Annotated in this window: 29 protein-coding genes; 18 read left to right on the top strand and 11 right to left on the bottom strand. The window is 37.4% G+C overall.

Going from position 1 to position 26,813, the window contains the following annotated elements; all coding sequences use genetic code 11:
* Positions 1 to 123 precede the first annotated feature (123 nt).
* Together ACR30L_RS05355 and ACR30L_RS05350 are read left to right on the top strand one after the other, a co-directional pair.
* On the top strand, positions 124 to 1,953 hold the full coding sequence (locus tag ACR30L_RS05355) for an ABC transporter ATP-binding protein (RefSeq protein ID WP_435237004.1): 1,830 nt from the start codon (positions 124 to 126) through the stop codon (positions 1,951 to 1,953).
* Positions 1,954 to 2,307: 354 nt separating this feature from the next.
* On the top strand, positions 2,308 to 3,342 hold the full coding sequence (locus ACR30L_RS05350) for an OmpA family protein (RefSeq protein ID WP_435237003.1): 1,035 nt from the start codon (positions 2,308 to 2,310) through the stop codon (positions 3,340 to 3,342).
* A 67-nt stretch (positions 3,343 to 3,409) separates the two neighbouring features.
* On the opposite strand, the gene ACR30L_RS05345 is transcribed toward ACR30L_RS05350, so the two are convergent.
* From ACR30L_RS05345 to modA, 4 genes are read right to left on the bottom strand one after another with little or no spacing between them, the layout of a single operon-like run.
* Positions 3,410 to 4,165: a Rossmann-like domain-containing protein gene (locus ACR30L_RS05345; protein ID WP_435237002.1), complete on the bottom strand. Its 756-nt coding sequence runs from the start codon at positions 4,163 to 4,165 to the stop codon at positions 3,410 to 3,412.
* A 19-nt stretch (positions 4,166 to 4,184) separates the two neighbouring features.
* Entirely contained in the window at positions 4,185 to 4,826 is a 642-nt protein-coding gene (locus ACR30L_RS05340) for an ATP-binding cassette domain-containing protein (RefSeq protein WP_435237001.1), read from the bottom strand.
* Positions 4,819 to 5,616, bottom strand: a complete 798-nt coding sequence (locus tag ACR30L_RS05335) for an ABC transporter permease (RefSeq protein ID WP_435237000.1) — start codon at positions 5,614 to 5,616, stop codon at positions 4,819 to 4,821. The genes ACR30L_RS05340 and ACR30L_RS05335 overlap by 8 nt, the downstream gene beginning before the upstream one ends.
* 2 nt (positions 5,617 to 5,618) lie before the next feature.
* Positions 5,619 to 6,416 (bottom strand): molybdate ABC transporter substrate-binding protein, encoded by a 798-nt coding sequence (gene modA / locus ACR30L_RS05330; RefSeq protein ID WP_435236999.1) that lies wholly within the window; start codon positions 6,414 to 6,416, stop codon positions 5,619 to 5,621.
* A gap of 486 nt (positions 6,417 to 6,902) precedes the next feature.
* Here modA and ACR30L_RS05325 point away from each other — a divergent pair, with 486 nt between their 5' ends.
* Complete coding sequence (locus ACR30L_RS05325; protein WP_435236998.1) at positions 6,903 to 7,388, top strand: YcxB family protein; 486 nt, start codon at positions 6,903 to 6,905, stop codon at positions 7,386 to 7,388.
* 386 nt (positions 7,389 to 7,774) lie between these two features.
* Here ACR30L_RS05325 and ACR30L_RS05320 read toward each other — a convergent pair whose 3' ends face one another.
* The 3 genes from ACR30L_RS05320 to ACR30L_RS05310 form a co-directional block, all read right to left on the bottom strand.
* Positions 7,775 to 8,125, bottom strand: a complete 351-nt coding sequence (locus tag ACR30L_RS05320; protein WP_435236997.1) for a DUF3316 domain-containing protein — start codon at positions 8,123 to 8,125, stop codon at positions 7,775 to 7,777.
* Between the two features lie 125 nt (positions 8,126 to 8,250).
* Positions 8,251 to 9,030: a tRNA pseudouridine(65) synthase TruC gene (truC, locus tag ACR30L_RS05315; RefSeq protein WP_435236996.1), complete on the bottom strand. Its 780-nt coding sequence runs from the start codon at positions 9,028 to 9,030 to the stop codon at positions 8,251 to 8,253.
* Positions 9,031 to 9,033: 3 nt separating this feature from the next.
* Positions 9,034 to 9,378 carry a YqcC family protein gene (locus ACR30L_RS05310; protein ID WP_435236995.1) on the bottom strand — a complete coding sequence of 115 codons (345 nt, stop codon included), beginning with the start codon at positions 9,376 to 9,378 and terminating at the stop codon, positions 9,034 to 9,036.
* A gap of 141 nt (positions 9,379 to 9,519) precedes the next feature.
* Between ACR30L_RS05310 and ACR30L_RS05305 the strand changes: the two genes are divergently transcribed.
* The 4 genes from ACR30L_RS05305 to ACR30L_RS05290 are packed head-to-tail and all read left to right on the top strand — an operon-like array spanning position 9,520 to position 12,204.
* Positions 9,520 to 10,560: a DUF3549 family protein gene (locus tag ACR30L_RS05305; RefSeq protein ID WP_435236994.1), complete on the top strand. Its 1,041-nt coding sequence runs from the start codon at positions 9,520 to 9,522 to the stop codon at positions 10,558 to 10,560.
* A gap of 10 nt (positions 10,561 to 10,570) precedes the next feature.
* Positions 10,571 to 10,885 (top strand): DUF3301 domain-containing protein, encoded by a 315-nt coding sequence (locus ACR30L_RS05300; protein WP_435236993.1) that lies wholly within the window; start codon positions 10,571 to 10,573, stop codon positions 10,883 to 10,885.
* 57 nt (positions 10,886 to 10,942) lie between these two features.
* The gene (locus tag ACR30L_RS05295) at positions 10,943 to 11,719 is read left to right on the top strand and encodes a Zn-ribbon-containing protein (RefSeq protein WP_435236992.1); all 777 of its coding nucleotides are present in this window, start codon (positions 10,943 to 10,945) and stop codon (positions 11,717 to 11,719) included.
* 11 nt (positions 11,720 to 11,730) lie between these two features.
* Positions 11,731 to 12,204 carry a CreA family protein gene (locus tag ACR30L_RS05290; protein WP_435236991.1) on the top strand — a complete coding sequence of 158 codons (474 nt, stop codon included), beginning with the start codon at positions 11,731 to 11,733 and terminating at the stop codon, positions 12,202 to 12,204.
* Positions 12,205 to 12,388: 184 nt separating this feature from the next.
* On the opposite strand, the gene ACR30L_RS05285 is transcribed toward ACR30L_RS05290, so the two are convergent.
* The 3 genes from ACR30L_RS05285 to ACR30L_RS05275 form a co-directional block, all read right to left on the bottom strand.
* The gene (locus ACR30L_RS05285) at positions 12,389 to 13,414 is read right to left on the bottom strand and encodes a zinc-binding dehydrogenase (RefSeq protein ID WP_435236990.1); all 1,026 of its coding nucleotides are present in this window, start codon (positions 13,412 to 13,414) and stop codon (positions 12,389 to 12,391) included.
* 221 nt (positions 13,415 to 13,635) lie between these two features.
* Positions 13,636 to 16,776 carry an efflux RND transporter permease subunit gene (locus ACR30L_RS05280; protein WP_435236989.1) on the bottom strand — a complete coding sequence of 1,047 codons (3,141 nt, stop codon included), beginning with the start codon at positions 16,774 to 16,776 and terminating at the stop codon, positions 13,636 to 13,638.
* Positions 16,777 to 16,785: 9 nt separating this feature from the next.
* Positions 16,786 to 17,955 carry an efflux RND transporter periplasmic adaptor subunit gene (locus ACR30L_RS05275; protein ID WP_435236988.1) on the bottom strand — a complete coding sequence of 390 codons (1,170 nt, stop codon included), beginning with the start codon at positions 17,953 to 17,955 and terminating at the stop codon, positions 16,786 to 16,788.
* Between the two features lie 117 nt (positions 17,956 to 18,072).
* On the opposite strand from ACR30L_RS05275, the gene ACR30L_RS05270 reads away from it, so the two are divergent.
* The 9 genes from ACR30L_RS05270 to ACR30L_RS05230 all read left to right on the top strand — a co-directional run bounded on the left by ACR30L_RS05270 (position 18,073) and on the right by ACR30L_RS05230 (position 22,815).
* On the top strand, positions 18,073 to 19,032 hold the full coding sequence (locus ACR30L_RS05270) for a LysR family transcriptional regulator (protein ID WP_435236987.1): 960 nt from the start codon (positions 18,073 to 18,075) through the stop codon (positions 19,030 to 19,032).
* A 323-nt stretch (positions 19,033 to 19,355) separates the two neighbouring features.
* Positions 19,356 to 19,694, top strand: a complete 339-nt coding sequence (locus tag ACR30L_RS05265) for a DUF3316 domain-containing protein (RefSeq protein ID WP_435236986.1) — start codon at positions 19,356 to 19,358, stop codon at positions 19,692 to 19,694.
* Between the two features lie 63 nt (positions 19,695 to 19,757).
* Entirely contained in the window at positions 19,758 to 20,096 is a 339-nt protein-coding gene (locus tag ACR30L_RS05260) for a DUF3316 domain-containing protein (protein WP_435236985.1), read from the top strand.
* A gap of 51 nt (positions 20,097 to 20,147) precedes the next feature.
* Positions 20,148 to 20,489, top strand: coding sequence for a DUF3316 domain-containing protein (locus ACR30L_RS05255; RefSeq protein ID WP_435236984.1), 342 nt, complete (start codon positions 20,148 to 20,150; stop codon positions 20,487 to 20,489).
* A gap of 49 nt (positions 20,490 to 20,538) precedes the next feature.
* Entirely contained in the window at positions 20,539 to 20,877 is a 339-nt protein-coding gene (locus tag ACR30L_RS05250; protein WP_435236983.1) for a DUF3316 domain-containing protein, read from the top strand.
* Positions 20,878 to 20,927: 50 nt separating this feature from the next.
* Positions 20,928 to 21,266, top strand: coding sequence for a DUF3316 domain-containing protein (locus tag ACR30L_RS05245; protein WP_435236982.1), 339 nt, complete (start codon positions 20,928 to 20,930; stop codon positions 21,264 to 21,266).
* 45 nt (positions 21,267 to 21,311) lie between these two features.
* Positions 21,312 to 21,647 (top strand): DUF3316 domain-containing protein, encoded by a 336-nt coding sequence (locus ACR30L_RS05240; protein ID WP_435236981.1) that lies wholly within the window; start codon positions 21,312 to 21,314, stop codon positions 21,645 to 21,647.
* 437 nt (positions 21,648 to 22,084) lie between these two features.
* Positions 22,085 to 22,423 (top strand): DUF3316 domain-containing protein, encoded by a 339-nt coding sequence (locus ACR30L_RS05235; protein WP_435236980.1) that lies wholly within the window; start codon positions 22,085 to 22,087, stop codon positions 22,421 to 22,423.
* 53 nt (positions 22,424 to 22,476) lie between these two features.
* Entirely contained in the window at positions 22,477 to 22,815 is a 339-nt protein-coding gene (locus ACR30L_RS05230) for a DUF3316 domain-containing protein (RefSeq protein WP_435236979.1), read from the top strand.
* 273 nt (positions 22,816 to 23,088) lie between these two features.
* Here the strand turns inward: ACR30L_RS05230 and syd are convergent, their stop codons facing one another.
* Positions 23,089 to 23,643, bottom strand: a complete 555-nt coding sequence (syd, locus tag ACR30L_RS05225) for a SecY-interacting protein (protein ID WP_435236978.1) — start codon at positions 23,641 to 23,643, stop codon at positions 23,089 to 23,091.
* A gap of 80 nt (positions 23,644 to 23,723) precedes the next feature.
* On the opposite strand from syd, the gene queF reads away from it, so the two are divergent.
* Together queF and ACR30L_RS05215 are read left to right on the top strand one after the other, a co-directional pair.
* Entirely contained in the window at positions 23,724 to 24,581 is an 858-nt protein-coding gene (gene queF, locus ACR30L_RS05220; protein ID WP_435236977.1) for an NADPH-dependent 7-cyano-7-deazaguanine reductase QueF, read from the top strand.
* A 19-nt stretch (positions 24,582 to 24,600) separates the two neighbouring features.
* Positions 24,601 to 26,772 carry a GGDEF domain-containing protein gene (locus ACR30L_RS05215; RefSeq protein WP_435236976.1) on the top strand — a complete coding sequence of 724 codons (2,172 nt, stop codon included), beginning with the start codon at positions 24,601 to 24,603 and terminating at the stop codon, positions 26,770 to 26,772.
* Positions 26,773 to 26,813: the final 41 nt, after the last annotated feature.

Below are 26,813 nucleotides of genomic sequence, written 5' to 3'. Positions count from 1 at the left end.
AAATTGTTTATTGGCAGCATTAAGATAGACTTATCTGCTATATGTTAATTATATATACTCATAATACTTCAAGATACAAACTCAGCAAGTAACATACGTATAAGATCACAATCGGATAAACAAATGTTTAATTTTTTTGAAAAGCTAGTGCCAGCACTAGATGACACAGAGCCAGTTCAACCACCAAATACACTATTTGCCTTTTGCCTTCATTATACCAAAGGCTATAAGGTCGCTTTATTTTTTATGACTATTTTAACGGCATCTCTCGCCATTCTAGAGGTGTCATTATTTGGCTTTATGGGTCAATTAGTTGATTGGTTAACAACCAAAGATCCACAAACATTATTTCAAGAAGAAGGGCTAAAATTATTACTTATGGGTGGGCTAATTATTATCGTTATCCCATTATTAACCCTACTCCACTCATTAATTATTCACCAAGTGTTACTTGGAAACTACCCTATGTCGATTCGATGGTTTGCGCATCGATATTTACTAAAACAAAGCATTTCTTTCTATCAAGACGATTTTGCCGGGCGTATTGCCACTAAAGTCATGCAAACAGCATTGGCTATTCGCGAAACCGTGATGAAATTACTCGATGTCATTGTATACATCGCGGTTTATTTTATTTCGATGGTAGTCATGATCGCCAAGGCAGATCTTCGATTAATAATCCCGATGCTATGTTGGTTGGTCATCTATACCTTATTACAGATTCATTTTATTCCTCGTTTGCGTGCAATTGCGACCAAACAAGCCGATGCACGCTCTACCATGACCGGACGTATTGTCGATAGTTATACCAATATTTCAACGGTTAAACTCTTTGCCCACAGTGATTCTGAATCTCAATACGCAAAACAAGGTATGCAAGCCTTCTTAGATACCGTTTATAAACAAATGCGCCTTGCGACGGCGGTCAGTGTTAGCGTGCATACCGCCAATTATTTATTAGCATTTGCTATTAGTGCTTTATCTATTTATTTATGGACGCAAAGTGCTATTACCGTGGGAGCAATTGCGATTGCGATTAGTTTATCACTCCGTCTAAATGGTATGTCGCAATGGATTATGTGGGAATTAAGTGCTCTTTTTGAAAATATCGGAACAGCAACCGATGGCATGCGTACCCTTGCTAAGCCAAATGACATAGAAGACAAAATAGACGCACAACCATTAAAAATTACCCAAGGCGCGATCGACTTTAATAAAATGAGTTTCCATTACGGAGAAAGTAAAGGCGTTATTACCGATTTAGATTTACATATTCAACCAGGTGAAAAAATAGGGTTAGTCGGTCGTTCAGGCGCAGGTAAATCGACTATTGTTAATTTATTATTGCGTTTCTATGATGTAGAAAAAGGATCGATTGAAATTGATAATCAAAATATTGGTCATGTCCAACAGGAAAGCCTACGTTTAAATATAGGTATGGTGACACAAGATACTTCATTACTGCACCGCTCTATCCGTGAAAATATACTTTATGGCAGACCAGATGCCAGTGAAGAAGAATTGATTAAAGCGACAAAACAAGCACAAGCACATGACTTTATACTCGGATTAACCGACAACTTTGGCAACACTGGTTACGATGCTCAAGTTGGAGAACGTGGAGTTAAGTTATCAGGTGGACAGCGCCAACGTATTGCTATTGCACGTGTTTTACTTAAAGATGCACCAATACTCGTACTCGATGAAGCAACATCAGCACTTGATAGTGAAGTCGAAGCCGCTATTCAAGAAAGTTTAAATAAATTAATGCAGGGAAAAACCGTCATTGCAATCGCACATCGATTATCGACCATTGCGGCAATGGATAGACTCATTGTTTTAGATGAAGGAAAGGTTATCGAACAAGGCTCACATCACGACTTAATTAAACAAGGTGGTATTTATGCTGAATTATGGTCACATCAAACCGGTGGTTTTTTAGGCATGGATTAAAACCCGCCTATAATAACGCTCTATTAGGTATGGGTAACGCATCTACCGTTGCCCTTCTACATCGCTCTATTAAATAAGAAAACAACGCAAAAACTCAGGGTGAACTGAAAGGCACTTGACGCAAGGCAATGCAATATTGTTCAGTAATCATCTATCCTAGCTAAATATTTTTCTTCTCGCCTTAATTGATATTTATTTTTAAAGAAACCCGCTCTCTCCGACCAATATATGAAAAAAAAGTTCAAAAAAGGTCATAAACATTACGATTTTTCTTTTATAAACTATATTAATTCGGTAAAATTGAGAAGTTTAGTACTTCTTGTCAACAAAAATGTAACATATTAAGGAATAAATATGAACAAGATCAAATATCTACTTCCATTTGCCCTATTGGCAACGGGAACTGTTAATGCAACAGCTAATGCTGAAAATCCATTCTACCTAGGTGCACGTATTGGTGCAGATCACTTCGGTGACAGTGGACTTTCTGACAGTGGAACAGATAAAGACGATTTAGCTTTTGGTGCGTTTTTTGGTTACAACATTGCTTCAGATTTTGCTATTGAAGGTGGATATACAAATTTTGGTGATTTTGATCTCGGTAATGGCTCAGTCGGACAACAGGCTGTAGATCTTGTTGGTAAATTCTCATGGGATCTTAATGATTCAGCAGACATTTTCGCTAAAGCCGGTGCTTCTTATTACATATCTCAAGGTGATGGTGGCATTGTGAATGATTACAATGACAAAGGATTTATCCCAACTTTGGGTCTTGGTTTAGAATACGCATTTACCAAAAATGTATCTGCACGCGTAGAATACCAATACTACCACGATGTAGAATTTGATGTGCATGGCCTTGACCTTGACTGGAACACACATTACTACGGCGTAAGCTTAGTATATGCATGGGGTGCACCAGAACCTGTAGTTATTCCTGAACCTGTTGTTGTGCCTGAACCAGTCGTTGTGCCAGAGCCAGTTGTTGTGCCTGAGCCAGTAGTTGTACCTGAACCTGTAATGGTTAATATTGAACCATTGACTATACAACTACCATTTATGACTGATAGTGATCAATTATCTCAAGAGTCTTTAAATCAACTTGCGCCAATTGCTCAACATCTTATCGATTACCCAGAAGCTAAACTTTATGTAATCGGTCATACAGATAGTACTGGTAGCACAGCATACAACCAAGCACTTTCAGTTAAACGTGCTGCAGTTGTTGGTCATTACCTAGCAGCTAAATTCAACATCTCTCCATCTCGTGTTGTTGAAGAAGGCCACGGTGAACTTGAACCAATCGCAACTAACAAAACTAAAGCTGGTCGTGCTGAAAACCGTCGTGTATCCGTATTTACACCAGGTTTAACAATTGAGAAAAAATAATAACATTTAAGTTGTTATTAATAAAAAAGCGCCCTTCGGCGCTTTTTTTATAATTATTTTTGATGCTTTATCGACCATTAAAACAAACATGAGGAACATTAAGTAACGACGCAACACCTGAAATTGTATTTCCAAAAGCAGCAAAGGGTTTATTGATTTCAGAGAGATAATGATAAAGTTGATTAAACGAACCATTAACAATTGCAGATCCTGTTACTAAAACAAAATCAGCTTGTTCCATTAGCCGCTGATTATCGAGCTCCCCATTTAAAATCGTCACCCCCCATTTCTGACTACCAATTGTATTCGGGTTTAAATCTGAGGCAAGCAAACGATGTGCACCAAAAGTATCACTTAATTTTTGCAACATAGCCGGTTGTAAACCAATCAATCCTATTTTAGCATCGGGTTGAACACGCTCCTGTAGCCATTGCATTAATGACGTTGCACACATTTCAGGCTCTTCATTTTTACAATGAACCGTTTTATCGGCGAGTTTATTTTTTCTTAAGACTGCATTTAATGAACACACAAACAAAGCTCTATTAGCAACAGTATCTAACGAAAGTGACAAAATATCAGTCAATGAACCGATGTAATCGGTAGGCTGATCTGTAAACGCTTGTCCTAAAAAACCATCACAGTCAGCTTCGATCATCACTTCTTTACCATTTTGAATCGGATAATCGCTACGTTTAGGCTGCCCGATGGCTTGCTCTGCCGTTAAGCCACGTGCTTTAATGTGAATTGTTGATGATTCTGAAAGTTGTTTTTCATTCAAAATCGACGTTAATTTATGTTTTGCTTGAAATAGTAAATCCATTTGGAACCTCATTGTTTAGTTAGGTCTTATTAACACACTCATATAATTTTCCATCGGATAGATAGAAAACTCGGTCTGCAAGTATTGCGGCTTCATCGGGATCATGAGTCACAATTAGCATGGTCATCGCTAATGTACGGCGCAAATCATTTAATTCATGCCAAAGAGAAAACTTTGTATTTTGATCTAAATTGGCGAAGGGTTCATCAAGCAACAATAATGCAGGCTGACGAACTAAACAACGCGCAAGCGCAGCACGTTGTTGCTCCCCTCCGGAAAGCTCGTTCGGATAGCATTTGGCTAAATGAGAAGCATGAGTAAGTGCTAAAATATGCTGGATTTGTTGAATATGAGATCGTTTCTTATTAACAGAAAATAGTAATGCCAAACGAATATTACTCATTACATTAAGATGTGGAAATAAATTCAAATCTTGACTTAAATAACCCAAAGAACGTTTATAGGTTGCTAATTTAGCAACACATTGCCCATCAAAACTGACTATCCCTTGATAATCTAGTAGGCCTGCTATCACTTTTAATAAGGTACTTTTCCCCTCCCCCGAAGCACCAAGAATTGCTACGGATTCACCTGATTTTACGGTTAAACAAAGGCCATCAAGCTTTCGACATGACATATCCTGAATACAAAGATCAGACATAACTCACCTCCCTTATACATAACTTACCAATTAACCGTGTTGAAAATAGTAAAATAAAAGCTAATGCTAATAAAATCACAGCACAGGCAACGGCTAAATCACTGTCTTCACTGGCGATATTAAGATAAATAGCCATCGGTAGTGTTTCAGTATGCAATCGTGTTGCCCCCGCAACCATTAACGTCGCACCGAACTCACCAATTGCCCTAGCCCACCCAAGAACGGCAGCAACAGCAATTCCCCGCCCCGCCATGGGTAACTCCACTAAAATAAAACTCCATACAGGCGTGAGGCCTAAAGTCCAAGCCATATGCGTATAATCAATACTATTATCAGCAAAAGCCGCTTTGCTTGTTCTGACAATAATTGATGTCGCAACATAGCTCTGAGCAACAATAATTCCTAAGGGGGAAAAGAGAACATCAATATCAAGTAACGCAAGCTGATCACCCAGTACGCTATTGTGTCCGACTAAAAATAACAATCCGACTCCTGCGACCGAGGGCGGCGTCACCAGTGGTAAATCAAGTAATGTTTCGATTAATAATTTACCGGCAAAGTGACGACGAGCAAGTAAATAAGCAGTCGGAACACCAAGCACAAGTGCAATACCTAAGGAAACCAATGACGTTTCAAGGGTAAGCTGTAAGGCAAAACGCGTTTCCTCCATCAATAACGTATTAAATAAAACCGATGGCGCTAAATAGGTAAGTAAAGAACCTAGCACTCCTGTAATCGTCAGTAGAATTAAACATAGGGACACTGAAAAAAACCAAAGCATATAAAGCATAATTACTTATCCTTATCATTGAGTTTTGGCTCTTTTTGATAGGGAAGAAAACCAAGTTTGATAAAGATATCAATACCTTCCTGTGAACTCAGTAAACTCGCAAAACGATTTGCTAAATCAGGTAGTTTTGTTGTGCTAAGCACTCCAACCGCAATAATTTCAGGTTTATACCATGCGGGAGGAATAGCAATCATCTTTAACTTCCCCTGATTTTGCATAACATCAGAACGTCCAATAATGGCTGCATCGATATTACCTTTTAGCACATACAAGGTAAGCTGCTTTACCGTTGCGGCTTGCACAACAATATTATTACGGATAGCTGATTCTAACGGTGAATTTTTGAGGATATGTTCAGCCGTTCTACCTAGCGCCATTGATTTTGGATCGCCAACACCCACTTTTATTCCCTGTTTAGACAAGTCAGAAAAATCTTGTATTAGATCTTTTTTATCTGGGAAAATCCCCACCACAGGTGTATGCATAACAAGATTGTGTATTGACAGTAGTTCATCCGATCCATTCAGCGCTGCAAAATGAACCTTAGAACCAGGAATAAATAAATCCCCTCGGTGGCTTGCTTGAAAACGCGACAATATTTGCCCACTGCCGCCATAATCGATGCGAATAGTAACTCCTTCTCTTTGTTCAAAGCGTGCTGCTAATATATCCAAAGCAGGCTTTAAACCTGCTCCTGCGTATATATATAAAGATTCAGATGAAACTAAGGAACTCCCTAGTAATAACAACAAGGTGAGTAAGAACGAACAAATTTTAGTGGTAGCTTTACAATATGTCATAGATTTAGAGTCCTCTAATAATAAACAAAAAATCGTTATTTACTTTTGTTTATAACGGTATATAGACATCTATAGCATTACTTAAGCCAAAAATATTTATATTAAATATCAACAACTTAAAATAACAACATATATTGTTGTCAGTATTTTTGTTGTAAAAGACACAAAATAGGTAGCACAATCATACAAATACAACTATCGCATCAAGGATAAAACATGTTGCACAGATGTTACATAACAACAAAAAGTAATTTATGCTAAGAAATAAAATAATTGTCACGGCCTCAATGAAGTAAATAAATGCTTATAAACACGATAAAATGATATTAAGGAGTTACTCACATTAATCAGGCATAATAGGCTTATCTCTCTAACTCGTATTAAAAACGATAAACAGTGAGACATATATATTCATTTTTCCAAACATAAACGAACAATCCATATCGGATGTGACTGTATGTTTACTCATTCATCTTAAGGAACATAATGCACTTTGAATCTGAATTCATACTCGACCGCCAACACCTAGAAGAGTGTTACGATCAGTCACAGCCTTTCTCAAAAAATCAAACGCCAAGAATAAAATTAATTAGTTTATTAATTATTGCAGGCATAACACTGCTTATATTTACCGATCAACAAAATCATTTAGCTTTTTTTCTAATTGCATTGGCAACGGTTGAATATTTAAGTTTTTACTATCGCAAAGGCTGGTGGGTAACAAGGCAATTTTGGAGTAAGAATGCGGGGAATACCATCTCCTTAACCATTGATGATAAAGGCATTACCACAAAAAGCCTTTATATTAATAGTGAACTAAAATGGGATGATATCAGCCATATAGATGAAACAGAAAAAGGACTGTTATTAACACTTAAAAGGAACGGTTCAAATTATTTATCCAAAGCCAATCTGAATGATAATGTTGTCACTTTTATTCAGCAGCAAATAACCTCAAACCAAAATAAATAAAAGAACATGCTTCTGCAGATTACTCAGGCTTTTTTTGTAAAAAGCTTGAAAGCAATATAACGTACACTTCATGTAACTGCGACACTGTGTTTCGGTTCGCATTCATTAACAGAGATGCTGTACTCTACACGGAGAAAAGACTAAAACAATATGTGATAAACTTTATCTTGTGCTTTTCTCTTTTAACTCGGTATCCTCTGTGGTGCATTTTTAATAATTTTAATTCTTTGTCTGCTTTACCTGAGTTAAGTGCATAAGCATGTAAAAGAATAACTATATCGCGATGACCATTTCAGAATGGAAAATCCAGCTTAAGTGCGACATATTTTCCGTTGCCTCTTAAACTGGATCCGTATTTTTACAATCAATCAAACATAAAAGCAGTATTAATCTTGATGATTATGATCATCTACATAGTGGTAAGTTACATTAACTAATCCATTATAAACAATATCGCCTTGCTCATTCATTGACTCTTGAACCGTCACATAAGCACCATCGTTTAATTCAATACTATTTTTTTCTTTGTATGTATCTGCAGGTGTGGATAAATCATGGCTTAATTGATAACCCGTTTCAGACTTCAATTGTTGTAATTGTCCAAGTCCAAGAGAATAAGCTGCATCTTTACTGTCTACTGTTTCAGTTTTAAATGTTTGGCTACCAACATTAGCGAATGAACTCGCACTTAACATAATTGCTGAAGCGCCTAATAATACCGTAGTAATTTTTTTCATTTCAAAATCCTCTTAATAAATCGTCTTATTATTATCACAAAGAACCATTCAGGCTCTCTGTTTGCTATGAAGTAATAATACGCCCTACTAGATGACTAGAAACAAACCCATAAATGACATCTTTGTCAGAAATTTAAATTCATCTTTAAATTAACTAAAACCTGCTTAAAACTGGTATCGAGGGGGGCATGGATTTCAACTAATGTATTGGAAACAGGGTGTGTAATGGAAAGGTAAATTGCATGTAATAACAAACGCTGACAATCTAAATTATCGCGAAACATAGCATTATGCTTACCGTCACCGTGGGATGTATCACCAATAATCGGATGGCGTAAATGCGCCATATGACGACGTAATTGATGCTTACGGCCCGTTTTAGGAATTAACGCCATCAGACTATAACGCGACGAATCATAAGGGCGCACCGCAATTGGCAATTCTGTTTGTTGTAAACAAGTATATTCGGTAAAAGCATCCTGTGCAGGTTTATCCTGTTGTGCCTTCTTATCCGCAATTTTATCGAGTTTTTCCTTTAATGGATAATCTAATTCGCCATTCCCTAAATGCCCTCGAACAATGGCTAAATAACGTTTTTTAGTTGTATGAGCAATAAATTGTTCACTTATCTTATTCGCCGTTTCTTTATCCAAGGCAAACAATAAAACACCCGATGTCGGACGATCTAAACGATGTACCGGGTAGACGAACTTACCAATTTGATTACGTACTTTCTGTAAAGCAAATTCAGTCGCATGGGGATCAAGCCAACTTCGATGTACTAACAACCCAGAGGGTTTATTAACGGCCACTAAATAATCATCTTGATATAATATTTCTAAATCAGGACTGATATTCGGTAGTTCCGGTGTTTGTTCGTTGTCTAACTCATTAATTTCATTCATTGTTTAGGTTTCACTAATTAAAAGATCAATACGTTCAATAATATGAAGCATCTTAGCCCCATCAATAGACTCCATTTTAAAAGACTCTTCAGCCATTGGTAAAACAGATATCGCATCGGGTAGTGGCAACGAAAATTGCAACAAATAAGTCATTTTATTGATAAATATAAATTGTAACCATTGCGCAAAAGTTAAACTATCGATTGCAAAGGGAACTTGACTATTAAGTGCTTCATCGCTGGGTTTTTGCGAGTCCCATAAATTTTGTAATCGTAATTCATCTTCTAATTGATTAATTAACTGCAATAATAAACGGCGTTTTTTTAATTCGGATTGATTATCTGGCATCGGTTCCTCTTCAATTTAGGCCGCTAATATATACCGATCACCATTAAAGATGCAAAACTCAGTAAAGAACGTGTATATAAACTCCTGCTTATTTTCAGGTATAATCACTTTTCAACTATCAATAATCGAATAAAGTTTACTATGAATATAAACACCTTAACTGACTTTTTAGCTCACTCTCAATGCCAATATAGAATTTACGATCTTGGTAGAAAAGTCACTAAAATAACCAATATGGACTTTAAAAAGATTGAGCACAACGAACAACCCTATCCATACCCGGTGCAACAACATGCTTTTATGGCGATCACGTTTTGGCAAAGTAACCATCAAGCGCATTTTATTTGGTTTTTAAAAATGCCAATTGATGAGCAAGGTTTTGTGAGTATTCAAGCACAAACGGGGTTTATAAAAATGGTTATTGAAGCAATCGGTGAAGACTTAACCGCAACGATTACCAAAGAGCAACAAGAACGACTTGCCAGTAATCCATTTATATTTAAACCAAATGTTGAAAAACTAGCCATTTTTAATGCCGCTATTAATAATAGTTTTATCCGTCCTCCTTCCTCTTTTTATCAGGATGCTGTCAATTATTTTTCCGGACAAATGGACTGGGATGAGTGGCAAGCCTTAGGAATTCAAGGCATTGCTGATTTAGCGGCTCGTTTAGACCACGACGATAATCAACAGCATATTATTAATGCGCTACCCAATTTACCGACACAACCATTGCATTCATTGGCGTTATGCTTAGAAAACCAAACAAAAATAAACACCGAACTAGCCAATGAAATTGCAAAAAAAGCCAATATTGAGTTACAAAAAAATAACCAAGAAACGGCTATTTTATTATTACGTGCGCTATCCAGCGCCCCTGCAGAAGGGATAACTAAAGCATTAGTTGAACAACAATTCTCGTCGGATTTAATCTATAACGAATATTGGTATATCAGCATTGCAGGTCGTTTATGGCACCTTCTCGAAGATGAAACACTGTTAAATCGTTTTTTTGAATCCTTAGCCAATCATCATCAATCATTGTTTAGTGAATTATTTATTGATTTAGTAGCAATTCCTTCATTGCGTGAAAAAGTCCTTAAGCAACTACGCTTAACGGTACGCTCTCCTGCACTATCACAGGCCATTGGCACCTTATTTAGTGGTGTAAAAAATGACTAGGACAACCTAAATGACAGATCTTTTATTTATTCTCTTATCGGTTACCGTCGGTTCCCTTTTTTGGAAGCTTCGTCAGCAATCTGAACTCGCAAAGGAGATGATAACCGCACATTGCGCCAAATTAGATCTGCAATTACTGTCCGTTGCTCGCTCACAATTTAACTATCAATTAGGCAAGGATTTTCTTCAGGCAAGCTTTGTTTTTGAATTCAGCAGCGATAACGACAACTGCTACCAAGGGCGATTATACCTGAGTGGCCTTAAACGACCTCGATTTGAATTACCGGTTTACCGTACTTTTGAAGATCCAAATACACTCAATTAAACAATTTACGACCAATGCTAATTGGATTGTCTATTTATAACAGAAGATAAAAATAACGTGTTTATTAAAGAACTTACATTTGAATGCTATCAAAATACCCATTATGCAGACGTAGAAAGAGCAATTAATAATTACTTTGATATGCTCCGTTACAATGGTCAGATTCTTGGCAGAGAATTTCCAATCGCAATGTTTGAAGGTTGGTTTGTCACCCGTTTAGTTTGTCCTGAAGAAAATAGCTTACAGGCTATATTTAATAGTCCACAGGTAACACATGCATTAGATAAACTCACAACGGCTGGATTACTTGCACCCAAAATAAAAACCATTGGCGAAGATTTAAACTCGCTCGAATGTGCGCGTGATTTTCAACCAAGTTGGCAGGTGTTATATACCACTTTTTTAGATACCTGTTCACCATTACGATGCGGTGAAACACTAGCGCCTATCCCACTCTACCGAACACCAGAAGCGATTAGTAATGGCGATCGTAAAAGTGCGATAAAATGGCAAGAAGAATGGGTTAACTGCGATGAATTACAAATGAATGGTTCGGCAGTGTCTAGTTCAGCATTGAAAGAAATAGGTGAAATTGATAGCAAACTCTATTATCGTGGTATCAATCTCTGTAAAAGAATTCAATACATCACAAAAGTACCAACCTATTATTATCTGTATCGCGTTGCAGGTACGAGTTTACAAACGGAGCAAGATCGTAAATGTCCAAGCTGTGGAGGAGATTGGAAACTCCCTGAGCCACTGTTTGATATCTTTGATTTTAAATGTGACCAATGCCAGCTAGTTTCAAATTTATCATGGGACTTCAAAAAATAAGGATAAACGGAATGAAAAAATTATTATTAACCATTTGCATGGCCGGATTACTGGTAGGTTGTTCCGATGATGAAGTCGGCGATGTTAGTCTTGGCATCTTTACCACCAAAGATATTAAACTAAATATGCTCGTTGACCCTATCGTTACCGGCGTAACTTGCCATGTTGCCAGTATTGAAGCCGACTTAAGCTTATCGGACCCATCGGACTCCTCCATCGCCTGTCGTCAAACTGGCGAAATTACGCCTGAAATGATTGCTGCAATAGATAAATCAAAATCTGGTGATATAGTCTTTAAAAAATCTAAAAGTATCTTCTTTAAAACCATGAAAATCCGCCGCATTTTTGATCCTGAAAACCAAACCTTAATGTATGTTTCCTATAGTACTAAAGAAACATCGGGTAGCTTTAAACACAGTTTATCGACGGTACCCTTGTGGGGAACAAAAGCTTACGTAACGCCCGTCGTAAGCGAGCAACAATAAAAACTAAAACAACCTACATTCATTTTTTATGGCTAGATATCCATTGCCCTTCAGGATGCAAAAATCAGCCAACATAGAGGTGAACAGATTCTAGGTATAAAGTGAGTTCTAACGGATTAAATCAAGACTTTATAACAACGAAGATGTTTGCCTCTAGGTTTTTCCTATGGGTCACCACTGTATATTACCAACTCACCTGAACAATTTGCTTACCTGTAAAGCCACCAGCAAGTTGTTTTTCTAGGGCCGCAGTTATACTTTTCGCATTAAACTCAACGAGGCTAATTTTAGGTACTTTAATATCGCCACTCGCGACACTTTCAAGTAACGAATTACCCATAAAGCCCATTTTTTGTTGTGCGCATAAACTTTTTGAAATCCAAGCGCCATCAAGGGACACAACACTGATATTGGGCGCTTTCTTATATAGAATATAGTCCTCAAAAACAGGTAATGGTTTCAAACAAGCAATACGTCCACAGAATCGCATCAAACGAATATTTCGGATAGTTGACTCACCACCCACTGAATCAATCACCGCATCAAACCCTTGTGAGCCCAATTCACGATTTAATTTCTGACAAAGATTTTTTTCTTTGTAATCAAACACAACATCGGCACCTAATCTTTTAACTAAGGCATGATTGCGTTTCGAAGCGGTGGTAAATACATCAGCGCCAGCTTGTTTGGCAAGTTGAATAGCAAACTGCCCCACCGCGCCGGCACCGGATTCAACAAAAATAGTAAAACCTTCAATTAAATGGACTTTAGTGATCGCAATAATTGCCGCCATTCCTGCACTTGGTAACGTTGCTGCTTCATTGGCATCAACGTCATCGGGTACGACAGATACAGCAAAATTAGGCACTTTAGCATATTCACACAATACACCTTGTTCCTCTACATCGGCATGCCACATGACGCGCTCTCCGACATTGGGATGCACGCCTTTAGGTGCTTTAACGACAACTCCAACGGCATCGAGACCAAGAATATGCGGAAATTCCCAACGACCACAAAACCCACTATCAAGAAATTGTGCATCTCTTGGATTTAAACCAACGGATTCAATTTTTACCAAAAGTTCATTATCACCACATTCAGGCACAGGAACTTCAATATCGACTAAATCGATTTTATCACTTGGCTTTTCTAGCGCAATTGCTCGCATTACCTGCGGTATACGCTCTCCTTGTAATACATTTGACATCTTCACGCTCTACTTATATTTGGAAAACTTAACACGAATGATCCATTGTTAATAATGGATAAAAATAGCTAACAAGGTCATTATCATTGTTCAACATAAAGAGATGCAATAACAATGTCCTTGATTAACGTTATCTATTAAGTATTGATATTATACAGAATAATAAATACTTCAGCCTACTCGAAAATCTTATAATGGTAAGATGATTAAATTCGCACTCTTTATACTTTCTTTTTAGTTAATCCCGACGTTACTAACATATAAAACACCGGTGTAAATAACAACCCAAAGAAGGTCACGCCAATCATCCCAGAAAACACAGCATTTCCCATGGCATGACGCATTTCTGCTCCCGCCCCCGTTGCGAGTATCAAAGGAACAACACCCGCAGTAAAGGCTATCGAGGTCATGAGTATCGGACGTAACCTTAATCGACATGCTGCAATAACTGCGTCTAAATGCGACATTCCCTGCTTATTTTGGTCTCTGGCAAACTCCACCATTAAAATGGCATTTTTAGAGGCTAATGCAACCAGTACAATCAGCGCAATTTGGGTAAATATATTATTATCGGCACCGACTAGCCAAACACCAAGCAACGCAGAAAATATCGTCATCGGGACAATTAAAATAATCGCCAGGGGTAAACGTAGGCTTTCATACTGCGCAGCTAATACCATAAAGACTAACAACACGACCAATGGGAAAACGTAAACCATCGTATTACCTGCTAAAATTTGCTGATAAGTCACATCAGTCCATTCATATTGCATTCCACTTGGTAGGGTTTCCACGAGTATTTTTTCAATCGCTTGTTGAGCTTGATCTGAACTATATCCAGTTGCAGCACTTCCATTAAGTTCCGCACTTGGATAACCATTATAATGCATCACACGATCCGGCCCAGTTGTCGGCGTGACCGTTAATACCGATCCCAATGGCACCATTTTACCAGCGCGATTACGCACCTTCAGATTGAGAATTTGCTCAGGATCCTGACGGAAATCAGCATCAGCTTGCGCATTAACCTGATAGGTTCGGCCAAACAGATTAAAATCATTAACATAAATAGACCCCAAGTAAATTTGCAATGAATCAAACACTTCATCCAAAGGAATCCCCTGAATTAATGCTTGCTCACGGTCAATATCGATATTCATCTGTGGTACTTGAATACGGAAGCTTGAATATAACCCCATTAATGCAGGATCTTGACGCGCTTTCTTCAATACCGCTTGTAAACTATTAAACAAGCTCTCAAATCCCTTATTTTCACGGTCTTCTATCTGAAGTTTAAATCCACCTGTTGTCCCTAATCCGCGAATCGATGGGGGTGGAAAAACAGCCACAAACGCCTCGTCAATAACGGAGAACTTCTGATTTAATTGTCCAGCAATCGCCATCGCCGATAAACTCGGATCATGGCGTTCATCAAATCCATCAAGCGTAGTAAACACAATTGCACTATTTGGACTATTCGTTAAACCGCTAACCGATAAGCCAGGGAAAGCTACGGTGTGTGCAACACCCGGTACTTGTAATGCAATTTTCTCCATCTCTTCAACCACGGATTGAGTACGATCTAAACTTGCCGCATCGGGTAATTGTGCCATTGCAACTAGATACTGTTTGTCCTGCGCAGGAATAAAGCCGCCCGGTACCGTATCAAACAATTTCACTGTTCCACCCACAAGGGCAATATAAACCACTAAGACGATGACACTTAATCGGATTAATTTCTGGACAAGTTTTTTATATCCTTCAGCACTGCGTTCAAATAAACGATTGAAAGGCACAAATAACCATCGTCCAAATAATTTATTCAAAATACGAGTTAAAAAATCAGGTTTACTGTCATGTGGTTTCAATAATAACGCCGATAATGCCGGTGACAGCGTCAATGAATTAAAGGCTGAAATAATTGTTGAAATAGTAATGGTTAAGGCAAATTGTTTATAGAATTGCCCCGATAATCCGGATATAAAAGCCGTTGGAATAAACACAGCACAAAGTACCAAAGCAATCGCAATAATTGGCCCAGTGACTTCACTCATGGCTACGCGTGTTGCTTCAAGCGGAGATAATCCTCGTTCAATATTACGTTCAACATTTTCTACCACAACGATGGCATCATCGACAACAATCCCGATCGCTAATACCAAACCAAATAATGACAAGGTATTAATCGACACGCCTAGCCATTGCATTACAGCAAAGGTACCAATCAAAGAAATAGGCACTGCAATTAACGGAATAATAGAGGCTCGCCATGTTTGTAGGAAAACAATAACCACCAATACAACCAAAATAATAGCTTCTAATAAGGTATCGATAACCGCATCAATTGAATCACGAACAAACACAGTTGGATCATAAACAATGTCGTATTCTATGCCTGCCGGAAAATCATTCGATAATCTTGCCATAGTGGCACGCACTTGATCCGATAACTCAATAGCATTCGCACCAGGACGTTGGAATACCGGAATTGCTAATGCGGGTTGGCTATCTAACAGAGCGCGTAATGAGTAAGAATCTTGACCTAACTCGACACGAGCGACATCGATTAATCGGGTTAATTGCCCTTGTTCACCAACTTTAATAATTACCTGCTCAAATTCTTCGATATTATCAAGGCGGCCTTTTACATTAAGTAAAATTTGAAACTCACTATTTTGAGAAGCGGGTTGCGCCCCCAAACTGCCCGCAGCAACTTGTTGGTTTTGTGCTCGTAATGCTGTAACAACATCAGTTGCCGTCAAAGATCGTGCTGCTAAGGCATCGGGATTCAACCAAACACGCATTGAGTATTGTCCTCCACCAAATAGTCGGACATCTCCCGCCCCTGCTAATCGCGCCAACTCATCTTTAACATAAAGGTCGGCATAGTTAGATAAATACGTCGTATCGTGGGTATTCTCTGGTGAATACAAATGCACAACCATGGTTAAATCTGGCGATGATTTTTCTGCAACAACACCTAAACGTTGTACCTCTTGAGGTAAGCGCGGTAACGCACTATTAACCCGGTTTTGAACTTGAACTTGCGCTCGGTCAAGATCAGTTCCTAATGCAAATGTAACGGTTAATGTCATCCGGCCATCGCTGGTTGCTTGAGAAGCCATATACAGCATATTTTCTGTACCATTAATTTCTTGCTCAAGTGGCGTAGCAACGGTTTGTCCTATTACCGTCGGGTTTGCCCCCGGATAATTCGCCGTTACGACAACGGTTGGTGGTGTTACTTCTGGGTATTCACCCACGGGTAATTGAAAAATAGAAATGCTACCCGCAATCAAAATAACCAATGACAACATGGCAGCAAATATAGGTCGCTCAATAAAAAAATGAGAAAATTTCACAGTGTTCCCCTACTGCTTAGCGGTTAATTTTGCATCTTCAAGTGGTGCTAATGTAAACGCAACACCGCTGCTATCAATGGTGACGGTATTTGGCGAAATAGGCATGCCAGGTCCGACACGAGCAGGACCATTAACCGCAATCAAGTCACCTTCTTTTAACCCAGAAGTCACAGCTCGTAGTTTTCCATAGCGCTCACCCACTTCAATTAATTTATATTCAAGAATATTATTTTCACCAACGGTTAAAACAAATCGGTTTTTTAAATCAGTACCAATAGCGCGTTCTGGAATTATCACTTTATTGGTCACCGCATTAGCCGCTAACTTAATGCGCACAAATGAGCCGGCACGTAATTGATCTTCAGCTTCATTAAACACAGCGCGCACACGCAATGTCCCAGTAGCCGCATTGATTTGATTATCGATAAAGTTTATATAACCTTCATAGGCAAAATTATCTTGCCCTAACTGCTGCATTACGACAGGTTGTTGATTATCGGCAGTTACATCGGCAAAAGCACTATTCCAAGTACGTTCATCGACATCAAAATAGGCATACATTGATTTGTTCGATACGATAGAAGTTAGAATGCTTTGCCCAGCAATCACATTATTACCTCTCGTAATATTGGCACGAGAAATAATGCCATCAATTGGCGATCGAACAGCGGTGAAAGCTAAATCAAGTTGTGCAGATTTCAATTGCGCACGTAATCCAGCAAGCTGTGCTTCGCGTTGATGTAATAATGACGTACGGGATTCCGCTTGTTCAGTCGAAATCGCATTACGTTCGGTTAAACGCAATCCTCGTTTCGCTTCGTTTTGCGCTTGTTCCAATGCCGCTTTTGCACTATTTACTTGCGCCTCTAGATTCTCAACAACGGCAGCAAAAGGACGATTATCCAGTTCAAATAATAAATCCCCTTGTTTGACATTATCTCCTTCTTTAAAAGCAATCCGCTCTATCACGCCGGATACACGAGGCATTAATGACACTTCTTCAGGAGACTCCAAGCGAGAGGTATAAGTACGCCAGTTCTGAACTGGTTGAACCAACACTTCGGCTACATCTATTGCTTGAAGAGGGGCTTGACTCGTCTTCTGGGTCGGCTCTTCACCACAACCTATTAATGTAAAACTTGCAGCGGTTACCGCCACTGCAATAAAATGCTTGTTCATAGTAATACTCCTTTAATAATATCCAAGAATAATACGGAACAACATTGCGTATAAATAGCCTAGATTTTTCCGCACATTAATGCCAAAATCGCACCAATAATAAAATTTAGGAATACTATGGATACCACCAGCCGACTTTTAATGTTACTTGAAGTAGTAGAGCAAGGTTCTTTTACCAAGGCTGCAGATCATCGTAATATTGATCGCTCAGTTATTTCCAAACAAATTAACCGCCTAGAGGATGAGCTAGGTGTGCGCCTATTAAATAGAACGACACGCTCTTTTTCATTAACAGCCGCTGGCGCTGAAATGCTCAGAAAGGCCAAGGAATTACGGGATTTATTAGGCGAAACCGTTCGGCTTGCAGAAAATTATCATAAAGAAGCAAGAGGATTATTAAAAATAACAGCGCCAAATGTTATTGCGAAACATTACCTTATACACGTTATTAATGACTTTCAAAAACGCTTTCCACAGGTTGAAATAGAACTCCAACTGAGCGACAGCTATATTGATCTTGTGGCTGAAGGAATGGATCTAGCCTTTCGTATTGGAGAACCTAAAGACTCGTCCTTAATCGCTAGAAAAATTGCACGCAATCGAAGTGTGATTGTTGCTTCACCGGAATTTATCGACACCTATGGTATGCCTAATAGTATTGAAGAATTAGTGAAATTGCCCGCTTCTATCTTTGCAAGCTTTGCGGTAAAGCACGATACAATTCGTTATATCGACGAACAAGGTAACCACAACGAACAAAAAATAAAAAGTGTGTTTAGTGTGAATGATCCTGATGTACTATTAAAGAAGACACTCTCGGGCGCAACATTCTTATTTATTCCCGCTTTTATTATTACCAATGAAATTAATGATGGATTATTGGTGCCTTTATTGCCCGATTTAAAATTGAAAAACCTGAATGACATCTATGCTATCTACCCGCACCGTGATTTACCTGTTAGAACTCGCTTGTTTTTTGATGCCGTTCGAGATTATTTAGGTAAAGATGTACCTATTTGGGAATCAAATATCCCTGGTTTTGAGCATTTATACCAAGGAGGCGCAGTTAAAAAGTAATATTTAGCGCTTTTTAACGCCCAAATAAATAAAAAACGTTAAATTTACCCCCAAATTTATCGATTAAATAAATTTCAATACCGATTTACCATTCAATTTACCTGCAAATACAACTCGCTCAAAAAACATAACTAGCTGATCCAAATAGGATTTATAACAATTTCAATTTTATTTCATTTTATTGGTGCCAATTTGTAAACAATCACGTGGCATTTACACCCTTTATCTATCATCAATAGAAATCAATAATACTTTCCGTAAAGCGAACACAGCATCACATTCGCACTCATTAATATTAAACAATTTAATAAAAGGTACATCATATGAAAAAACTAATCGCAATCACAGCCGGCATCTTACTTTCAAGTTCAGTGCTAGCAAACACGACTACATTACACCGTAATGCAAATATTGAGTCTGCTAATTTCGCAACAAAAGCAGAAGCAATTAACGCTGGCTTCGATATCGTTGATGACTTATCGACCTTAAGCAAGAACGAATTACGTAAAGAATTACCAGTGTTCACAACTGGTTTTGCACGTAACTTATCGCTTAATGACACTGAAGTAAAAACACAAGAGTTTGCACTTGACCGTGGTGAAATTCAATACCGCGCAATTGTTAAAGTTAATTACAGTTTTGATACACAAGACAACGACTAATTAAATCTATAAATAAAAAACAACAAATATTAAATACAAATCAACATTAAAAAGGTCTCTATTATGAAAAAACTAATTGCAATCACAGCCGGTATCTTACTTTCAAGTTCAGTATTGGCAAGCACCACAACATTACACCGCAACGCAAACATTGAGTCGGCTAATTTCGCAACAAAAGCAGAAGCCATTAATGCCGGTTTCGATATCGTAGATGATTTATCTGCCTTAAACAAAAACGAATTACGTAAAGAATTACCTGTGTTCACGACTGGTTTTGCACGTAACTTATCAGTTAATGATACTGAAGTGAAAACACAAGAGTTTGCACTGGACCGTGGCGAAATCCAATACCGTGCGATTGTTAAAGTTAATTACAGCTTTGACACACAAGATAACGACTAATTTACACATCAATCAATAACAGACATCAATAACTTAAAAAGGATCATCACTATGAAAAAATTAATCACACTTGCTGCAGGCATTATGCTTACTGGTTCAGCGTTTGCTAATACAGTAACACTTCACAAAGACACTAGTTTTTCAACGGAAAGCTATGCAACAAAAGCAGAAGCTGTCAATGCAGGATTTGATATTGTTGATAATTTAACAGCATTAAGCAGCAGTGAATTACGTAAAGAGCTTAGCGTTTATTCTTATGGCACTGCGCGCCACGTAACCGTTGGCGATACAAAAGTAAAAACCCAAGAGTTTGCACTTAATCGTGATGAAACACAGTACCGCGCTATCGTGAAGGTAAATTACAGTTTCGATACGCAACGAGATGACAACTAATTAAGCCCCCCATATTCAACTAAAAATTTAACATTAAAAGGTAACTATTATGAAAAAGTTAATCACACTTGCAGCAGGCGTTTTACTAACAAGTACCGCGTTTGCAAACACAGTAACAATAAATAAAACAACCAATCTTTCAACGGCGGAGTACACCACTAAAGCAGCAGCAATTGATGCGGCGTTCGATATTACCGAACAACTCTCCGGTAATAGCCAGAGTGAATTACGCAATGAGTTTCGTATCGTTACTGAGAATTCAGTGCGCAATATCGCCATTCTTGACACAGAAGTTAAAACTGAAGAATTTGCGCGTACCCGAGATGATGTTAAATATCGCGCTATTGTCAACGTAAATTACCAGTTTGATACACGAGATAATGACTAATTAAGAGTCAATACATTCAACGATATATTTAACATTAAAAGGTAACTATTATGAAAAAATTAATCACATTTGCAGCTGGCGTTTTACTAACAAGTGCCGCGTTTGCAAACACGGTAACAATAAATAAAACAACCAATCTTTCAACAGCTGAATACAACACTAAAGCAGCGGCAATTGATGCGGCGTTCGATATTACCGAACAACTCTCCGGTAATAGCCAGAGTGAATTGCGCAATGAGTTTCGTATCGTTGCTGAAAATTCAGTACGCAATATTGCTATTCTCGACACAGAAGTTAAAACTGAAGAATTTGCACGTACCCGTGATGATGTAAAATACCGCGCGATCGTCAACGTAAATTACAGCTTTGATACGAAAGATAACGACTAATCTAAGTATCCAAACATTGGTTTAATCTCGTGAAAGGTGAATACAATGAAAAAGCGAATGACGATCACAACAGGGCTATTGCTTTCAAGCTCTGTTATGGCAAACACGGTGACATTATACCGTGGTGCAAAGGCTATTTATGACGATGATACAACTAAAACTGAAGCATTGAATACGGGTTATGAGATTGTAGGTAATTTATCTACAATCTCAAAAAGTGAATTACGTAAAGAGTTGGCGGTATTCTCATCTGAGATTACTCGCCTTTTATCCGTAAAAACTACAGATATTCAAACCGAGAAATTTGCAGTTAATCGCAACAAAGTTACATACAGCGCGATTGTAAATTTAAATAATAACGTTGAAACCAGGGATCATTAACCATCATTATTTCTTAATAAATAGTGCAACTAATAGAATAACAGATAGATTATTTTTACTATTCATATGCCCGAATAATTGTTAATAACAAATTCGGGCACCACTCTTATCTCTGAATAACAAACTCTTCCAACATACTCAATTTTTATATTTTTATTTCATTACACACAGGGAAATTAAAAATAGTGTTCATTCTCACCTAAAGACTAAAAACCGATACAAGAGTTCAAACCGGAATAATTAACACACTGATATTTAAGACATTTATTACGACCTCATTTTTTATTTCATTTTATTGATGCCAAATTGTAAACAATTAAGTGCCATTTAATGCCTTTATCAAACACCAATAGAAATTGATAATACCTTCCGTAAAGCGAACACAGAAAACTATTCGCACTCAATAATATTAACCATGACATATAAAGGTACAAACAATGAAAAAATTAATCACTATTGCAGCAGCTCTTATTTTTACTGGTTCTGCATTTGCTAACACAGTTACGTTACATAAGGATGCAAATTTAACAACGGCTAGCTTTTCAACTAAAGCAGAAGCATTAGATGCTGGTTATGATATTGCAGAACAATTACTAAATGAAGACCAAAAATCGTTACGTCAAGAGTTTCGTATTGTTGCTGAGAACTCAGTACGCAATATTAATATTCAACAAACTGAAATAAAAACAGAAGAATTTGCCGTGGCACGTGATGACATTCAATACCGTGCGATTGTTAAAGTTAACTACAGCTTTGATACACAAGACAATGACTAATTACATAATTTAATGACGTTATAAACAAATAAAAATTCAAAAAGGACAATATCATGAAAAAATTAATCGCACTAACAGCCGGACTATTACTAACTGGCTCGGCATTAGCAGACACAATTACATTAAATAAAGATACAAATTTATCAACGGCTAGCTTTTCAACTAAAGCAGAAGCATTAGATGCTGGTTATGATATTGCGGAACAATTACTAAATGAAGACCAAAAATCATTGCGTCATGAGTTTCGTATTGTCGCTGAGAACCCAGTACGCAATATTAATATTCAACAAACTGAAATAAAAACAGAAGAATTTGCCGTGGCACGTGATGACATTCAATACCGCGCGATTGTTAAAGTTAACTACAGCTTTGATACACAAGACAACGACTAATTAGCGAATTTAATAGTTTTTAAATAAATGCAAATAAGGGAATGGAACTCCCCTGTTTTCACATATTATTTGCTCTCTTTAACCAGTTAATACTCCCCTCTATTGAGTAACTCAATATATTTGTAAAGATAATTACTACTGTTCTTGTATCTGCCAAACTGCTTGCATCGCTATTCAATGTGCAAAAAATCAGCTTAAACAATCTACCACCTAGACAAAAAACGCTCCGATATTAATCAGCATTCATTTTAAATAGCAACGAAGATAAAATGATTACTCATTAATAGTAGGCGTTAGCTGCATTAAAAAATCGGACAAGCTTTCCGCAAGCACTCTTTCCTGACCTTTTCCGAGGTTTTCTAATTGTACTTGGCCCGTTTCATTCACAACTGAAATAATTTGCATTTCATCGCTGCAACTGGCAATAAACATCGATGCGGGTTGTTTTAAACGTTTTTGCATCATGAAATGCGCGATCATATTTTCTTGAAGTTGTTTAAAATCATCATCATTCCATACTTGAATCAAATCAATCGGATGATCTTCAAATAAACAAGGAATGCAATCAGCATAGGCACTGCAAAAAAAATCAATAATACTCGGATGTAATTGTATTTTTAAGGCCGCTTCAATATTACTCATGTCGGCTAATGGCTCTCTTGGTATTGCTTGCCATTCACTTTGTCCGTTTATAACATCACCAATTAAGCATTCAGAAGGCCAGTCAGAGTCAACTTGATGAAGTGGTAAAGATTGATTTTTTCCTTGCCATAATGTTTTTTGTCGCTCAAATAGTGCAAAGAGTTGTGTCTGTGTTGTATTATTCATTTCTCGAACTTTTCTATAATTTAGTTACAATGGATCAATTGTACACACGAAAAGATTAAAAAATACAGAAGCAGCGCATTATGACCCAGAAATTTAATAACACCGACAATTTTGCTCTGCAAGATCTTTCCCTTGGAAAAGCAACAGAATACAAAAATAACTATGACCCAACCCTATTACAGGGTGTGCCACGTAGCTTAAACCGACAAGAATTAAATATCAGCGCAGAGAACCTTCCTTTTGTCGGTTATGACCTTTGGAACTTATATGAATTATCCTGGTTAAATAGCAAAGGCAAACCAATGGTTGCAACGGGGGTGGTAAAAGTCCCCTTCGACAGTGATAATCTAATTGAATCAAAATCATTCAAACTGTATTTAAATAGCTTTAATCAAACTAAATTTACCTCCCCGGAGGAAGTTGAAAAGAGGTTAATTAACGATCTATCGGTATGTGCCAATAAAGCAGTTAGTGTCGAAATCAATAGCATAATGGATCAATTTCCAGATAAATTAGGCACATTAACAGGCACCTGTCTCGATGATTTAGATATAGAGATTGATAATTACCAATTAACACCGACATTATTACAAGACATTAGTGGTGGCCAAGTTATTAGTGAAACATTATATTCTCACCTTCTAAAATCGAATTGTTTAATCACTAATCAACCCGATTGGGGAAGTGTTCAAATCAGTTATACGGGAAAGCAATTAAATAAAGAAAAACTATTACGTTACTTAATATCCTTCCGTGAACATAATGAGTTCCATGAACAATGTGTAGAACGTATTTATTGCGATATTATGAAGTTTACTGATATACAGTCACTTTCTGTTGATGCCCGTTATACTCGCCGAGGTGGTTTGGATATCAACCCGATCCGTAGTACAGAAGAACATTCGGCTAGAAATAATAGTCGTTTGCTGCGACAGTAAGTCATTTTCAATGAAATATATGCGTTTATTTACCTATCTTTTCTGGCCATTAGTACTGTTAATGACCAGCCAAACAAGCCATGCAATTGAACTTATTGATTCAAGGGTGCCTGCTGCATTAAAAAAAGCATATGATGCGCGTTATCAAGATCCACTTTCATGTATTGCCGATGTAGCACGTTATAAATTACAGCAGAAATCCTTAGTGACAGGCCCCGAAACAGAAGAAAATACGGTTTCCTTTTACATCTTACCTGCTCATCTTGAAGCTTTTTGTTATGCACAACTTGAAGACTACAATAATGCGATCAAGCTACTTCAACCGCTATTAAAAGACCCGAGCGAATCTTATAACGATATTACAACACTGACACTGATTGCCTTAAATATTCCAGAACAAGATCGCCCTCAATTATCTAATGCTTTTTTATTAGAAAAACTATACGAAGCGGCGCAGCACTCTAAGATTAAATCGACAAATTTAACTATTACCATACAATTAGCGATTGCGCATTTATCATTAAAAATAAAACATTATCACGAAGCTTACCGCGCCTTAGAACAAAGCAAAATATTAATTCAGAAGTTTAAAGACAAGAAACTGGTTCCCTGGTTAGATTATTATTATGGTTTATATTATGACCTAATCAATCAACCACAATTAGCCATTAGCGCATTTTTATCGGCGAACCAACAAGCAGACAAACATGCTTTAATTAAATTGAGCGGACAAGTTAAACAATCCATTGCCAATATATATCAAAATAAGCACCGTTTTCAGACCGCTCTTAACTTTACCAGTCAACAAATAGAGCTATATCAAAATACCCATAACAGCATTAAACAGGTCACAAGTTTAATTGAACATGCAGTATTAAAACGCCAAGACAATGAATATAATCAATCTATTATCTATTTATTCAATGCATTAGATATTATTCAGGACAATAAAAATCCTTTTTTACTTTCTTGTATCTACCTCGAACTTGGCCGTACATATTTAAGTAATAGAGATGACAAGACAGAAAACTTAGCCCTTGCACAAAAATACTTACAAAATGCACGTTTACATTTTTCTCATTTAAATAAACCACATTTTCAGGCAGAAAGTTTGGTGTTACTTGCCCGATTAAATATGGTCAATAATGATCCTGCATTAGCGATATTACAACTTGAAAAAGCACTTGAGCTGGCTAACGAAAACGATCTTATTTTACGTATGAATGCCTTTGAAATGCTCGCTTCAAATTACGAATCGACAGGTAATTTACAACAAGCAATTGTTCATTTTAAAAATTTCCACACCTTACAAAATAAAGTCAAAGCAAACCTATTTGAATTACAACAATTACAAATCAGTGAACAATTACAGCTACTTGAAAAAACGGAACAACAAAAACAATTAGAAATTCAAAATGCAGAATTACAGGTTTCAACAAATCGCTTTCAGCTTTTTACCTATGCATCCGTCACATTATTAATTTTTATGAGTCTTTTATTCTTTTCAGCACTTAACCGTAATAAAAAACTTTATCACGCACATCAGGCCGCACAATTACGCCTTTCAGTTCACCCTCGCACTAAGCTGCCTTTCCAATACGTTGAAAGCAATCATTTTAATTATATTTACCATGATTTACCGCTTTACTATGCGTTACTTAATGTGCCCTTTTTATCACAACTCAATGAGCTATTGGGTACAGATAAAGCAATGGAAATTGAACAAAAGCTTGGGCAGGAATTACAAAATAGTTTTAGTAATGATATCGATATTTTTCAGTTCCGTGGTAATCAAATTCTTTTTATTACGAAACAACAGGACTATGAAAGTGCAGGTAATTTTGCTCAGGAAATTGAACTATTTTTTAGTGTTTTCTGTAAAAAACAGCAATTAGAAGATGCAGTTTCCTGTGGGATCGTTTCATTCCCATTCTTAAAAAATGCAAGTCGAGCACTCAGCCCAAGTGAAACATTAAACTTAAGTAGCTTAGCGCTATTTGCTTCAAGCCAAATTCGACAACAAAAACAACAAAGTAGCTGGGTAGAATTATATGCCATTGAGAACCTACAACCGGCATTTCTCAATGGCGATCTCTGGGAACTTGCACAATCGGCTATTAATAAAGGAGTGGTCAAGATTCATAGCAGCCATGAAAATTTCCAATTTCATTGGCCTCATGTTGATAAATAACACTATTTATCTATGAAATCTTGCACAATTTAATGAACTCG

Source organism: Psychromonas saccharinae (assembly GCF_051201515.1).
Lineage (GTDB): Bacteria > Pseudomonadota > Gammaproteobacteria > Enterobacterales > Psychromonadaceae > Psychromonas.
This window is presented reverse-complemented; position numbering and strand designations above follow the sequence as displayed.